Below are 13,702 nucleotides of genomic sequence, written 5' to 3' on the forward strand. Positions count from 1 at the left end.
CAGAAATTTCATCCGACACGCAGGCTATGCACCAACGTGAGCGAAAACCGGTCTAGCTGACAGCGATGATCACACCTTCAATCGGCACGAACCAACGTGCCAACGTTTGTAATCGGCGCTGCTTTGCCCTTCCAAAATCACCCCAGACCTCCCCGTGGTGAGGATTCTCGGGAAGTGGATTAAAGCCGACCTTGAAGTTTTCGTTCCGGAGATCACCGACGACGAATTTCACCGAACCGGTCCAACGCGGAGTCGTGACATAGCCATACGGATCGAGGCCGGCAGCCCTTATCGATTCTTCAAGATCTACAGACATCCCGCCATTTGATCCGCCGGATGGCTTGAACGCCAGCGACGAAATTCTCCGCTGTCCCGCCTTGTCAGTAACAATTTGCAATTCCGAGATGCGCCGTATGACCCCGTGGCTTGCATCGATCCCATCGTGATCATGCGGAACCACGTGGCCGTTGTCGTCACGCGGCGGCGGATTCATCGTCACAAGAAGGCTCCGATACTGCAGCTATCCATGCAACCACCGTCGTGAAATCATTAGTAAGAAACAATTCTTCGCCAACGGAACTATTTTCGACGGCCCGCCATGCGACAACGTCGTTCGGGCCTCGAACGTGTAGTTCTATGTCCGTCGAGCCGATATGCCATTCGAGTTGAAGGTCGCCGTCGCTCCCGGGCACGATCTGAGGTGGGGGCGCATTAAAACCGCACGTCGCCTCCAGAAGTCGTAACGCAAAATTCGCCGTCTCGAAGTTCACGGGCCGACCAGCGTAACCATCCCAACCGGGACAGAGAGACGTCAGGCCGTTCAGCCGTTGAACGACCTCGTCGCGCCAGCGCCTGACAGGATCAGTAATCAGCGTCCTGACAGATGCGTTCAAAGAAACGATGGTTGCTGGCGAGCATGCAACGCGCCGGCCCATGGAGGTGTTTGCTTGTGCAACGTTCACCGAACACGTCCCCAGTGATGATGGGCCGAATCAGTGGTGATTTCCGTAAACTGACGAACGATAATCTCTCGTCCACGATTTAAAAAATCAATCGCAGCGGCAATAGAATGCCCCTCCGGAGCACCCCGCGCTGTCAGTGTGAGCACGACAAAGAGCGCCCCGCTTTCGGTCACAGCCGTGTTCGCTTCGCAGATGAGCCTCCCCTGAGGCCTACCATCCGATCCTCTTATCGTCTTGCGAAATGTCGACGAGAAGTCATCCGGCTGGAACGGCTCTTGATCGATGATCCTCAACCATTCCGACGGGCGCAAATCTGCTTTGTCCACAGCAATTATGCGATTGATGTACGATATTTCACACTGGGTAATGTGAAGTGTCTTCGTATCGAATTTTTCGAAGTATTTCTCAAGAGAGAGAAGCTCGCGCTCGAAATCTGAGACGATCGTCTCGTACCTCGGGTACTGATTGTCTTGCCCCTCGATCTTTCGCCAGTTGTGAAGCAGGCGATCGTTCTGGAACTGAATTAACTGTTCCTTCCGTGGCGCCAAGAACCAGAAGCGATCATGCGACGCTCCCGTCACAATCCCGAAATTGATCCTGCCAGTCTGAGGAAGACCGAAAGTCTCGAACATAGGCGGGATCGGGGGTAACTCCTCTACAAACGGGAACTTGTCTCGAAACAAACTCCACACTTCGCCCGCGAAGATCTGCTGGTATCCTCGCGGCGTATTGTATTGAACGCCAAGAACCACCTCATTCAGAGGTGGGGTTGTAAAGTCTGGAAGATCTTCTGGCCTATTTGACACTTCTTGCTCGCCAGCCGCGATTTAGATGATCGCGTGCTCTGTCATGCGGACCCTCGATGCGACACCACGGCCCCTCACCGCCCCATCAGGCGCTGCCAGGCGGCCTTCAGGTAGCTGGAGAACAGCACCAGGGCGACCGCGACGACGATCACGGGCACCCAGAACAGCGCCAGGCCGAGCGCCACCAGGAGGATCGCGGCGACGATGGCGCCGAGCACCAGCATGCCGATGGCGACCGCGAAGGGGCCGGGCGGCTCGATCTTGGTGTAGCGGGTGCGCCCCTGCTCGTCGACCGTGATGAAGACGGCGCCCGGGAAGCCCTCGGGCTCGGTCTCGGACGCACGCGCGCCGCCGGGGCGGACCGGATCGGGCGCGCCGGGCGGGATGATCTCGGGCTCGGCGCGGGGCCGTTCGACGCGCGGTTGGTCGGGCCGGCCGGGGCGGGGATCGTCGGATCGGAAATCGCTCATGCCGAACCATGTCGGTAACGGCGCGAAGGATCGCCAGTGGCGAAACGCCGCGCAGCGGTAGATTACGGACGGCACTGTCGCGCAGTGCCGCACCAGCCACCAGCCATGACGTCGCTTATGCCCGATCAGCTCCCACCGCGCGCCGCCGGATGGCGGCCCATGGCCGAAGCCGACCTCGCCGCCGTCGTGGCGGTCGCGGCCGAGGTCCACCCCGCTTACCCGGAGGACGAGTCGGTGTTCGCCGAGCGCCTGCGGCTCGCGCCGGACGGCTGCTTCGTGCTCGCCGACCCGGCCGCGACCGACCCCGCCGCGCGCGGGCTCGCCGGCTATCTGGTCAGCCACCCGTGGCACGCCGACACGGCGCCGGCGCTCGACACCCTGCTCGGGAGCCTGCCGGAGCGGCCCGGAACCTGGTACCTGCACGACCTCGCGCTCCTGCCCGCCGCGCGCGGCAGCGGCGCCGGGGCGGCGATCGTCGAGCGGCTCGCCGCGCAAGCGCAGATGCGCGGATTCGCGACCATGTCGCTGGTCGCGGTCGGCGGCTCGTCCGGCTTCTGGAGCCGCCGAGGCTTTTCTGTCGTCACGCACCGGGCGCTCGCCGAGAAGCTGGCGAGCTACGGCGCGACGGCGCAGTTCATGCGGCGGGTTCTGTCGGACGCCCGTCCGGTGGCGTCGCCGCCGCGGGCTCGTACAGAATGTCCCGGCACACGCAGGACAGATCCATCGTGCCGGTGAGCATCATGGTGATGTCGAGCTCGCGGCGGAACAGGTCGAGCACCGTGGCGACGCCGGCCTCGCCCTTTGCGGCGAGCCCGTACAGCCAGGCGCGGCCGATCAGGCAGCCGCGGGCGCCGAGCGCCAGCGCCCGCATCACGTCCTGACCGGAGCGCACGCCGCCGTCGAACAGGATCTCGATGCGGTCGCCGACCGCACGGACGATCTCGGGCAGCGCCGTGACGGTGGCCGGCGCGCCGTCGAGCTGGCGGCCGCCATGGTTCGACACCACGATGGCGTCGGCGCCGATCCGCACCGCCTGCGCGGCGTCGGCCGGATCGAGGATGCCCTTGAGCACCAGCTTGCCGGGCCACAGGTCGCGGATCCACGCCATGTCGTCCCAGTCGAGCGTCTGGTCGAAGTGATTCGACGACCACTCGCCGGCCCCCATCAGGCCGACCTTGTCCTTCAGATAGGCCTCGATGTTGCCGAAGGTCATGCGCTTGCCGCGCAGCACGCCGAGCCCCCAGGCGGGCTTGGTGGCGAGATCGAAGGCGTTGCGCCAGGTGAGGCGCGGCGGCACCGTGAGGCCGTTCTTGAGGTCGGCATGGCGCTGGCCGCGGGTCGGCAGATCGACGGTGACGACCAGCACCGGGCATTCGGCGGCGCGGGCCCGCTCGATCATGGCGCGCGAGAAATCGCGGTCGCGCAGCACGTAGAGCTGGAACCAGAACGGCGCCGTGGTCGCCACCCGCACGTCCTCGATGGTGGCGATCGACATGGTCGACAGGCAGAACGGGATGCCGGCTTTCTCGGCCGCCCGGGCGCCGAGGATCTCGCCGTCGCCGCGGATCAGGCCGGTGAGCCCGGTCGGCGCGATGGCGACCGGCATGGCGGCGGTCTGGCCGACCAGCGTCGTCGCCATCGAGCGGCCCGAGGTGTCGACCAGGACACGCTGGCGGAAGCGGATACGGGCGAGCTCGGCCGCGTTCGCCCGCAGCGTGGTCTCGTCATAGGAGCCACTGTCGACATAGCCGAACAGGGCGCGCGGAATGCGTCGCCGCGCCAGCGTGCGCAGATCGGCCACGCAGGTGATCGGGGGCATCGCGGGCACTCCGGTCGGGCTGCGCAGGGGGTGGGCGCGGCCGGCGGGCCGGATCAGGCGAGGCTGCGGCGGCCCGTGAACTGGCCGGACTTGCGGTAGCGCCACAGATAGGACGGCACCACGGCCGCCATGGTGTGCGGCTCGATGCCGAGCCCGGCGAGCGTGCGGTTCTCGCGGATCGCCGCCTCGGAGACGACGTTGTCGGTCTTCAGGAGCTCGACCTGGTCGGGCGTCAGCGGCGGGGTGGGCAGGATCTGCAGCACCGCGCCGAGCATCTTGGCGGCCCAGAACGGCACCGGCAGCAGCAAGCGCTTGCGCTGGGTGATGTCGAGCACCAGCTGCATCAGCTCCTTGAAGGTCGCGACGTCCGGCCCGCCGATCTCGTAGACGCCGGGCGTGACGTGGCCTGCGACCGCCTTGTGCACGGCCTCGGCGACGTCGCCGCCGTAGACGGGCTGGAAGCGGGTGCGGCCGCCGCCGATCAGCGGCAGGGCCGGGGCGATGCGAGCCATCGCGGCGAAGGTGTTGAAGAAGGCGTCGTCCGGCCCGAAGATCACCGAGGGGCGCAGGATGATCGCGTCCGGCACGGCGGCCCGCACGGCCGCCTCGGCCTGGCCCTTGGTGCGGGCATAGAGGGCGGACGAGTCGGGATCGGCGCCGATCGCCGACACGTGGATCAGCCGCGCGCCCTGCGCGGCGGCAGCGCGCGCCACGTTCGCGGCCCCCTCGACATGCACGGCCTCGAACGACTGCTTGCCGTGCTCGAACAGGATGCCGACCAGGTTGATCACCACGTCGGCGTCGCGCACCGCCGCCTCGACCGATTCGGCGTTGCGCAGATTCGCCTGCACGGCGTGGATCTGGCCGACCCGGCCGAGCGGCTGCAGGTGGCCGGCGAGATCGGGGCGCCGCACCGCGATGCGCATGCGGGCGCGGTCGGGCGCCAGCGCCCGGACCACGTGCCGGCCGAGGAAGCCGGACCCGCCGAAGATGGTGACGAGGCTGTCTGAGCCGGGGGTCGAGCTGGACATCGCCATGGCGGCCGGATCTCCCGAGATTTTCGCCCCGAGCCGGCGCCGGCCCGGAGGGCTTGCGGCGTCATACGGGATGGCGGGCCGGCCGTCCAGGGGAGGCCGTCGCGCCGCGACAACCTCCGACCATGGCCACAGCCCGAGCGTCGGTCCCGCGCCCCTGCGACAGAGGCCGCCCCCGAGCCCGGAAAGCACCCCCGCGAGCCGCTCGACCGTGGCTCGCGAGGAGTCGAACGCGGCGGTCACGACGGCGCGGGCGCCGGAGCCGGGCCGACGCATGCCGCATCTGCAGAGGCCGGCGTCGATTTCCCTCACGGCGCCGTTGACAAGACGGAACCCGCTCCCTTATGTGGGCGCCCTTGGGCCCAGGTGGCGGAATTGGTAGACGCGCTGGTTTCAGGTACCAGTGGTGCAAGCCGTGGAGGTTCGAGTCCTCTCCTGGGCACCAAGCGGCCCCCCGAGCGTCTGATCTCGCGACATCCGTGATCGCTCTGTCTTCGTCGGCCGGCGCTCTGCCGGGCGGTGTCGAGCGGGTTCGGCCGCTCGCGAAGACCCTCGACCTCCCGACTTGACCCGGCCCCGACTGGGTCTCGGCCGGCCGGCGAGTGCCCACCCCGTCGACCACGATCCCCGCGCCGGACAGCGCCATCGGCAGCAGGTCGCGCGATCACATGCACGTCATCCGAGCAGCCGCTGTCCAGATCTGCATACCCTCGGCGAACGGCGATCAGTACGGCTCTCGGCGGTGGATTGATGCCGTGATCGGTCGACGAGGTGCTCCATGGTTTCCCGCAGAGACGCGATGCTGAGCGGACTCTCGCTTCTCGCCGCGAGCGCGTTCGGCGCCCCGGCGCAGGCCTTCGACGGGCCGCTGCGCGACCTGATCTACGACGCCGAGGACTTCAAGATCGCGTCGGACGCCTATGTGTTCGGCTACCCGCTCGTGACCATGGAGATGACGCGGCGGGTGATGACCAACGTGGCGGCGCCGGAGGGCACGCGCGCCCCGATGGGCCAGCTCCTCAAGATGCGGCAATACCCGGACGCGAGCTTCCGGGACGTCACGGCGCCCAACGCCGACACGCTCTACACCACGGCGTGGATCGACGTCGGCGACGAGCCGTGGGTGGTCGAGGTGCCCGACATGAAGGGGCGCTACTTCCTGCTGCCGTTCCTCGGCGACTGGACCGACGTGTTCGCCGTGCCCGGCACCCGCACCACCGGCACGCAGGCGCAGGCCTATCTGATCACCGGCCCGGGCTGGTCCGGACAGGTTCCGGCCGGGCTCACCCAGTTGAAGTCGCCGACCAGCCTGGTCTGGATGCTCGGGCGCATCTACTGCACCGGCACGCCGGAGGATTACGCCGCCGTGCATGCGCTGCAGGATCAGTTCAAGCTCTATCCGCTGTCGGCCCGCGGCAAGCCGTGGACGCCGCCGGCCGGCAAGGTCGATCCGGCGATCGACATGAAGACGCCGGTCCGCGACCAGGTGAACGGCTTGACGGCGGTCGCGTATTTCACGCTGCTCGCCGACCTGATGAAGCGCAATCCGCCCGCCGCCAAGGACGCCCCGGCGCTGGAGCGCTTCCGCCAGATCGGCCTCGTCGCCGGCCAGCCCTTCGATCCGAAGGCCGTCGACCATCGCTGGGACAGGCGGCTGCCGGAATTGTCGTTCGACCGCATCATGCTGCACTTCAAGGTCAGCGGCGGCGACGTCTCCGAGATCAACGGCTGGGGCTTCACGCTCAAGACCGGCACCTACGGCACCGACTACCTGCAACGCGCCCTGATCACGGCGATCGGGCTCGGCGCCAACCGGCCGCAGGACGCCGTCTATCCGACCTCGCTCAAGGACGCGCACGGCAAGGCCTACGAAGGGTCGAGCAGATACGTCCTGCGCTTCGCCAAGGGCGAGCTGCCGCCCGTGAAGGGCTTCTGGTCGCTGACCATGTACGACGACAAGTACTTCTTCGTCGCGAACCCGATCAACCGCTACGCGATGAGCATGCGGACGAACCCCAAGCTCGAGCCGGACGGATCGCTGGTGATCTACGTCCAGACCGAGAGCCCGGGCGCGGACAAGGAGGCGAACTGGCTGCCGGCCCCGAAGGGCAAGTTCTTCCTGATGCTTCGCCTCTACTGGCCGGACGAGAACGCCCCCTCGATCCTCGACGGCTCCTGGGTCATCCCGGCCGTGACCAAGGCGAGCTGATCGAAAGCGGCCGGGGCGCGACGGCGCCTTCCAGGGTGTGCCGTCACCCATCGCCGTGAACGCCGACGGCACCGCTGCGTCGGGCGCCGCGCCGGCGCGCGCCGTCGATCGGGAGGATCGGCTCGCCGCTCCGCTGCCCAAATCGTGGGCGCATCCATAAGCGGAGCCTATGTCAAATGTACAACTTGATATTTTACAGCGTGCCCGGGCGGGCGTAGGCGTGACGGCGAGGGCCGGCCCCCGACGGCCCGAACCGACCGGCTGGCGTGCCCGCCGTCGACCCCGATCGGGCCGCGGCTCGCAGGCCGACCCCAACGCCCGGGATCCCGATCATGCTCGACACCTTGCAGAGCCTCACCCTGGAGCGGGTGCACACGCCCGTCTACGACGAGAGCCCGCGGCCGGACGACTTCGTCGTGACGATCAATCAGCGCCGCGTCGGCCGGGTGATGAGCTCGTTCGCCGACGGCGTGTTCCGGCGCTGGTACTGGTCGATCGACGCCGCCCGGGCGCCGGAGGATCGCGGCGTCGCAATGAGCCTCGACCAGGCCAAGCGCGCGCTGGCGCAGCGCCTCACGGCCACCATGGTGGTCGGGATGCGGCCGCGCCAGGCGGAACGGAGCCTCGGCGCCGGCCGCTGACGGCGCGTGCGGCCGAACGCGACGGGTCGCTTCCCTTCCATGAAACGACGAAGCCGGCGATCCGCCGCGGCTCACCCCGATCGAGGGCCGCGGTGGCGCCGGCTTTCTTCGTGCGGACGATCGTCACGTCGCGATCGTCTGCGGACGATCGCCGTCTGACGATCGACCGGCCGCGTCTCCGCGGCCGGGATTGTCGAGCGGTTCGCCGGACCTGTGCCGTCCGGCGAACCGTTCAGGCGCGGGCGCGCACGCCGCTCTCGCGGCCGCGGACACCCTGGACGCGGCTGGTCACGACGGTCGGGGCGACCGCGGTGCGGACCGTCTCGCGGGCCACCTCGCGCGGCGCCTCGCGGCGGGCCGTCTCGGCGCGGACCGGCTCACGCACGGCGTCGCGGGCGATCTCGCGGACCGGCTCGGTGCGGCTCGGGGTGCTGCGCGCCACGACGCGCTCGACCTGGCGCGGCTGCACGCTGCTGGTGACCGGCGTCACCGGCGCGGTGCGGCCGCTGCGGGGCACCACCGGCGACACCACCGGGGTGGGCGCGGCGCGGCGCGCCTCGCCGCGGCCGACCACCGGGCTCGTGACAGGGGTCGGAGCGGCGCTGCGGGGCTCGACACGGCTCACGACGCTGCCGCGTGGCTCCACGCGGGCGGCGCGGCTCGGCGTCTCGGCCCGCATGAACAGCCCGCGCACCGGCTGGACGGGCTGCGGCTCGGGGATCTTCGGAGCGACCTTGATCGGCTGCGGCAGGCTCTCGGCGGTGACGCGGCCGCGCACCGGGGTCGGACGGGCGACCACCGGGGTGACGCGCGACGTGACGACCGTGACCTCGACCGGGGCGGCGGCCTTCACCGGCGCGGCGGCGTCGTTGGCGGGCTGGGCGATCTCGACGTCGTGCTTCAGCGACTCGATGTAGCCGCCGGCCATCCGGTAGCCGACGAAGCCGATCGCCGCGAACACCAGCACGCTCGCGATCAGGAGCCGCTGCGAGCCTTCCACGAGCGCCGCGTCCGGGGTCGCCGCCATCGCGGCGGTCGAGCCGACGGCGATGCACACGAGCATGACCGCGCCGACGGCGCGCGTCCAGAACGTCCTGTCGAATCCGCGGAAAGCCGATTCAGAGGCCATGGTCCGTCTCCAGCTGGAAAATATGCAGTACGTTACGAGGTCTCGCCCGGTGGACGGAAAAGGCCGACCGGACGCGGAAATCCTGACGAATCACATCAGGAACGATGATTAACACATTCCGATACCGTGCTTAAATTCCGTTGGTTAATGAATCATTAAATTACGCCCGAAGGTGGTAAGGACAGGGGGCTGCAGCGGGGCGCGCATGCGGCGGAGCAGCATTCCGAATTGCCGTGGCGAGTCAGGGCGTAAAGCGCCGCGTTCCGGCGCTTGTCCACAGCCTCGCGGTGCGGTGCGATCGGCGGGCGCGACGCTCGGCCGCGCCCCGCCCGTTACCGGCCCGACCGGCCGCGCGGATCGCGTGACTCAGCCCCGGATCAGCCGCGGATCAGCCGCGGCAGCAGCATCTGGTGCCGCGGGCAGAGCGAGTCGGGGTTCTGGTACGCGGCGCCCGCGAAGGCGGTGAGGTAGCTGCGCAGGCTGGTCAGGTCGACGATCTCGTCGACGAAGCCGTGCTGGGCGCACCAGGCCGGCCGCGACGTCTCGTAGTACTTCCTCGCCATCTCGTTCATCTTGTCGGCGACGGGCTGCAGCGGCTTGCCGGCGTCCTTGTCCTTGACGGCGCGCCGCGCATAGGCCGCGACCGCCGCGGTCTCGCCGTGCATGACGTAGATCTCGGTCGCCGCGGTGCCGAGCGTGAAGGCATTGTGACGGTTGGCGGTCGGCCCGCCCATCACGTAATGCGCGGCAGCCGAGCCCTTGCGCAGCACGACGAGCATCATCGGCACGTCGGTCTGCTGGATCGAGTAGATCAGCGACTGGCCGAGGCCCAAGAGCTCGGCCCGCTCGGCGACGTCGCCGACGTCGATGCCGGTCGTGTCCTGGAACCAGACGACCGGGATGCGGTCGCGGCTGCAGTGAGTCACGAACTCGCTCATCTTGATCAGGCCCTGGCGGTAGAGCTTGCCGCCGATGCCCGGGTAGTCGGCGTATTCCGGGTAGCCCCGCGGAAGCACGCCCTGCCGGTTGCCGATCACGCCGGCGAGGAAGCCGTCGATCTTGACGAGGCCGGTGAAGATCTCGGGGCCGTAGTCGGGCCGGAACTCCATCGTCTCGCTGCCGTCGACCAGCCGCGCCAGGATGTCGTCGAACGAGTAGGTCTCGCCCTGATCGAAGGGGAGCAGGTGATAGAGATCGTCGGCCGGGAACGCGGGCTCGGCCGGCGCCGCGACCCGGAAGAACTCCGGATCGTAGGCCGGCAGCATGCGCATGTACTCCTTGATGCCGTCCAGCACCCCGGTCTCCTCCTCGTAGACGCGGGTGAAGAAGCCGGTGTGCTCGAAATGCGTGGCGACGCTGCCGGGCGGCTTGGTGCGCATCTCGCGTGTCTTGGCGATCAGATCCTCGAGCACGGCGGCGTCGAAGCCGCCCTTCGGGGCCATGCCGGAGACGATGCCGACGCCGCCGACCGCCATGTTGGCGTCCTTGTGGGCGATCAGGATGGTCGGCGAGATCGCCTGATAGCCGCCGCCCGCCGGATTGGTGCCGTAGATGCCGGCGAGCACCGGGATGCCGGTCTGCTCGAGCTCGGCGTGACGATAGAACGGCGTGCCGGAGCCGCGCCGGCCCGCATAGAACTTCTCCTGATCCGGCATCTTCACGCCGCTGCAGTTGACGAGCCACACCAGCGGCACGCGCAGCCGCTTGGCGAGGTCCGTCACCTTCAGGATGTTCTCCGACTGGCCCGGGATCCAGGCGCCGGCCAGCACCTTGTTGTCGAAGCCGATCACCACGGCCCAGCGGCCGGCGATCTTGGCGAGCCCGTCGACCACGTTGGTGGTGCCTTCGGGATTGCTCTCCGGATCGTAGAGGCTGTGCAGCGGATGCCAGGTGCCGGGATCGATCAGGTAGCCGAGGCGCTGCCAGACGGTGAGGCCACCGCGCTTGTTGATCTCCTCGGTCGGGATGCCGACCTCGCGGCGCGCCGCGCGCAGCTTGGCGAGCTCCGCCTCGACGGCTTCGAGCCCGCGCCGGCTGTCCTGCGTCCGCGCGATCCGGTTCTCCTTGAGCGCCTTGCCGAACGCCGGCATCCGCTCGAAATAGGGCCGCATGGTGCACTCCTGGAGATGATCGCCGCCGGACGGCGGGACGAGGCGGGGTTGTCGTGACGAGCAATCGGCCGGCGTCGGAGCAGCGTCAAGAGCGACGCGGCAGGCCGAGCCGACCGCGGACCGACGTCTGCTACTCTGCAGCTTCCTGCGGGACGGCGGCCGACGGCTGGTTGAAGCGCGGCTTGCGCTTCTCCAGAAACGCCTGCATGCCCTCGCGCTGGCCGTCCGTCCCGAACAAGGCATGGAAGGCGCGGCGCTCGAAGCGCAGGCCTTCGGCGAGCGGCAGCTCGTGGGCGCGCTGGACCAGCTCCTTGGCCGTCATCGCGGTCGGCAGCGACATCGCGGCGATCGTCTCGGCCGCCTGCATGGCCACCGTCATCAGGTCGGCGAGCGGTACGACGCGGGAGACGAGCCCGCAACGCTCGGCCTCGGTCGCGTCCATCATCCGGCCGGTGAGCACCAGGTCCATCGCCTTGGCCTTGCCGACGGCGCGCGTCAGGCGCTGGGTGCCGCCCAGACCCGGCACGATGCCGAGCGTGATCTCGGGCTGGCCGAACTTCGCGTTGTCGGCGGCGATCACCAGGTCGCACTGCATGGCGAGCTCGCACCCGCCGCCGAGCGCGAAGCCGGCGACCGCCGCGACGGTCGGCTTGCGCGAGCGGGCGGGGCTGTCCCAGTTCGCCATGTAGTTGGCACTGAAATTGTCGATGAAGGAGCGCGGCGCCATCTCCTTGATGTCCGCACCGGCCGCGAAGGCGCGCTCCGACCCGGTGATCAGCACGCAGCCGACGCCGTCGTCCTGATCGAAGGCCGCGAAGGCGGTCCGCAGCTCCTCGGCGAGTGTCGAGTTCAGGGCGTTCAGCGCCTTCGGCCGGTTCAGCCGGATGACGCCGACGCGCCCCACGGTCTCGACGATCAAGGTCTCGTAGCACGTCATCGGGTCGCTCATCGCTTGGTCCTCGTCGTCCGCGGGCGGAGGCCGGAGCCGGGCCGCCCGCGGGGTACCGTTCGGGGGCAGGGCAGCCGCATCAACACGAGATAGAGCGACGTGGCGTCGGGTTGCGGCCGGTGCGGCGACTGCACCGGCCGCGGCCGCGTTTCCCCCGGGAACGGCCGTTTCATCGTGATCACCTCGCCGGCCTCACTCCGCCGGCACCGGATACATCGCGCCGTCGGTGCCGAGATAGCGGTCGCCGTCGTAGAAGCGCGACGCGCCGGCCTTCTGGAGCACGGCCAGCATGTGGGGCAGCGGCCGGCCCGCGCGGACGAGCCAGTCGATCAGCCGCTGCGCGCCGATGCGGTCGATCAGCTCGAACGGCCCCTTCGCCCAGGCGAAGCCCCAGCGCATGGCGCGATCGACATTGACGATGTCGTCGGAGATCTGCGGCACCAGATCGGCGGCGTAGAGCAGCGTGCCGCCCAGCACGTCGCGCACCAGCGCGCCGTCGGCATCGTCGGCGAAGAACACCGTCTCCAGCGCGGCCGAGGCGCCGTCGAGCTTGATCTTGGTCGACGGCCCCCAGCTCCCGGCTTCGGGATCGAAGACCTCCTTGAGCTTCGCGCCGTCGGCCGCCTTCTGCATCCGATAGAAGCCGCCGCCGCTCTTGCGGCCGAGCTGACCGCGGGCGAGCATCGCGGCCTCGGCGGCCGGCAGCGAGGCGGTGGCGCGGCCGGCGTCGCCCGCGGGCAACGTCCGGGCGAGGTTCTCGGCGATCGAGGAGACGACGTCGAGGCCGATCAGATCGACGAGACCGTAGAGCGCCGTGCCGGGGAAGCCGACCGGGGCGCCGAGCAGCGCGTCGATGCGGTCGATCGAGGTGCCGGCGGCGCGGTGCTTGGCGCCGAGATGCAGGCCCGACAGGATGAAATAGAGGCCGATGCGGTTGCCGATGAAGTTCGGCGTGTCCTTGGCCGTGACCAGCCCCTTCTTCAGCCCGCCGCGCAGGAAGGCGCCGAGCTTGTCACGCGCATCCGCGCGCGTCTCCGGGCCGGTGACGATCTCCAGGAGCCGCATCACCCGCACCGGATTGAAGAAGTGCGTCACCAGCATGTCGCGCCTGAGGCGCTCGGGCTCGCCGGCGACGATGGCCGAGAGCGGGATGCCGGACGTGTTGGTGGAGACGATCGAGCCGTCGCGGCGGACCGGCTCGATCGCCGCGAGCACGGCCTTCTTGGCCGGCAGGCTCTCGATCACGGCCTCGCAGATCCAGTCGCAGGCGGATAGGCGGCCGACGTCCTTGTCCATGGTGCCGACCGCGACCTTGTCGCGGAACAGCGCCTTCTCGGCGTCGTCGGCCGCCAGCGCCTCGACGCGGCCCTTGGCGGCCGCCGCGAAGCCTTCGTTCGCCTCCAGGATCAGCACGTCGCAGCCGGCCGCCGCACAGGCCGCGGCGATGCCGCTGCCCATGGTGCCGCCGCCGATCACCGCCACCGATTTGATATCTTGGCTCATGCTCGTCGTCCGGTTCGCCGGCCGCGGACGGCCGGGGGTCTGGGAACGGAGCCGGGGGTGATCCCCCGG

12 protein-coding genes and 1 tRNA gene are annotated in these 13,702 nt (G+C 68.9%); 4 read left to right on the forward strand and 9 right to left on the reverse strand.

The window, feature by feature from the left end:
• Positions 1 to 52 precede the first annotated feature (52 nt).
• The 3 genes from ACFSOX_RS19485 to ACFSOX_RS19495 all read right to left on the reverse strand — a co-directional run bounded on the left by ACFSOX_RS19485 (position 53) and on the right by ACFSOX_RS19495 (position 2,238).
• Positions 53 to 499 carry a hypothetical protein gene (locus tag ACFSOX_RS19485; protein WP_378479487.1) on the reverse strand — a complete coding sequence of 149 codons (447 nt, stop codon included), beginning with the start codon at positions 497 to 499 and terminating at the stop codon, positions 53 to 55.
• A 459-nt stretch (positions 500 to 958) separates the two neighbouring features.
• Positions 959 to 1,768: a TIGR04255 family protein gene (locus ACFSOX_RS19490; protein ID WP_378479488.1), complete on the reverse strand. Its 810-nt coding sequence runs from the start codon at positions 1,766 to 1,768 to the stop codon at positions 959 to 961.
• 74 nt (positions 1,769 to 1,842) lie between these two features.
• Positions 1,843 to 2,238, reverse strand: coding sequence for a hypothetical protein (locus ACFSOX_RS19495; RefSeq protein ID WP_378479489.1), 396 nt, complete (start codon positions 2,236 to 2,238; stop codon positions 1,843 to 1,845).
• A 159-nt stretch (positions 2,239 to 2,397) separates the two neighbouring features.
• Here ACFSOX_RS19495 and ACFSOX_RS19500 point away from each other — a divergent pair, with 159 nt between their 5' ends.
• Complete coding sequence (locus ACFSOX_RS19500) at positions 2,398 to 2,973, forward strand: GNAT family N-acetyltransferase (protein ID WP_378479490.1); 576 nt, start codon at positions 2,398 to 2,400, stop codon at positions 2,971 to 2,973.
• Here ACFSOX_RS19500 and ACFSOX_RS19505 read toward each other — a convergent pair.
• Together ACFSOX_RS19505 and ACFSOX_RS19510 are read right to left on the reverse strand one after the other, a co-directional pair.
• Positions 2,873 to 4,057 (reverse strand): alpha-hydroxy acid oxidase, encoded by a 1,185-nt coding sequence (locus tag ACFSOX_RS19505; RefSeq protein ID WP_378479491.1) that lies wholly within the window; start codon positions 4,055 to 4,057, stop codon positions 2,873 to 2,875. The genes ACFSOX_RS19500 and ACFSOX_RS19505 overlap by 101 nt on opposite strands.
• 53 nt (positions 4,058 to 4,110) lie before the next feature.
• On the reverse strand, positions 4,111 to 5,094 hold the full coding sequence (locus ACFSOX_RS19510) for a complex I NDUFA9 subunit family protein (protein ID WP_378479492.1): 984 nt from the start codon (positions 5,092 to 5,094) through the stop codon (positions 4,111 to 4,113).
• Positions 5,095 to 5,451: 357 nt separating this feature from the next.
• Here ACFSOX_RS19510 and ACFSOX_RS19515 point away from each other — a divergent pair.
• The 3 genes from ACFSOX_RS19515 (at position 5,452) to ACFSOX_RS19525 (ending at position 7,941) form a co-directional block, all read left to right on the forward strand.
• Positions 5,452 to 5,536 (forward strand) — tRNA-Leu (locus ACFSOX_RS19515).
• A gap of 333 nt (positions 5,537 to 5,869) precedes the next feature.
• Positions 5,870 to 7,300, forward strand: a complete 1,431-nt coding sequence (locus ACFSOX_RS19520) for a DUF1254 domain-containing protein (RefSeq protein WP_378479493.1) — start codon at positions 5,870 to 5,872, stop codon at positions 7,298 to 7,300.
• Between the two features lie 332 nt (positions 7,301 to 7,632).
• Positions 7,633 to 7,941, forward strand: a complete 309-nt coding sequence (locus ACFSOX_RS19525) for a hypothetical protein (protein WP_378479494.1) — start codon at positions 7,633 to 7,635, stop codon at positions 7,939 to 7,941.
• Between the two features lie 232 nt (positions 7,942 to 8,173).
• Here ACFSOX_RS19525 and ACFSOX_RS19530 read toward each other — a convergent pair whose 3' ends face one another.
• The 4 genes from ACFSOX_RS19530 to ACFSOX_RS19545 all read right to left on the reverse strand — a co-directional run bounded on the left by ACFSOX_RS19530 (position 8,174) and on the right by ACFSOX_RS19545 (position 13,633).
• A complete protein-coding gene (locus tag ACFSOX_RS19530) occupies positions 8,174 to 9,070 on the reverse strand; it encodes a hypothetical protein (RefSeq protein ID WP_378479495.1) in 897 nt (298 codons plus the stop codon).
• Positions 9,071 to 9,447: 377 nt separating this feature from the next.
• A complete protein-coding gene (locus ACFSOX_RS19535) occupies positions 9,448 to 11,181 on the reverse strand; it encodes an acyl-CoA carboxylase subunit beta (protein WP_378479496.1) in 1,734 nt (577 codons plus the stop codon).
• A gap of 130 nt (positions 11,182 to 11,311) precedes the next feature.
• Positions 11,312 to 12,130, reverse strand: a complete 819-nt coding sequence (locus ACFSOX_RS19540) for an enoyl-CoA hydratase (RefSeq protein WP_378479497.1) — start codon at positions 12,128 to 12,130, stop codon at positions 11,312 to 11,314.
• Positions 12,131 to 12,322: 192 nt separating this feature from the next.
• Entirely contained in the window at positions 12,323 to 13,633 is a 1,311-nt protein-coding gene (locus tag ACFSOX_RS19545) for a 3-hydroxyacyl-CoA dehydrogenase family protein (RefSeq protein WP_378479498.1), read from the reverse strand.
• Between the last annotated feature and the right edge of the window lie 69 nt (positions 13,634 to 13,702).

The sequence above is a fragment of the Rhodoplanes azumiensis genome, from assembly GCF_042682915.1.
Lineage (GTDB): Bacteria > Pseudomonadota > Alphaproteobacteria > Rhizobiales > Xanthobacteraceae > Rhodoplanes > Rhodoplanes azumiensis.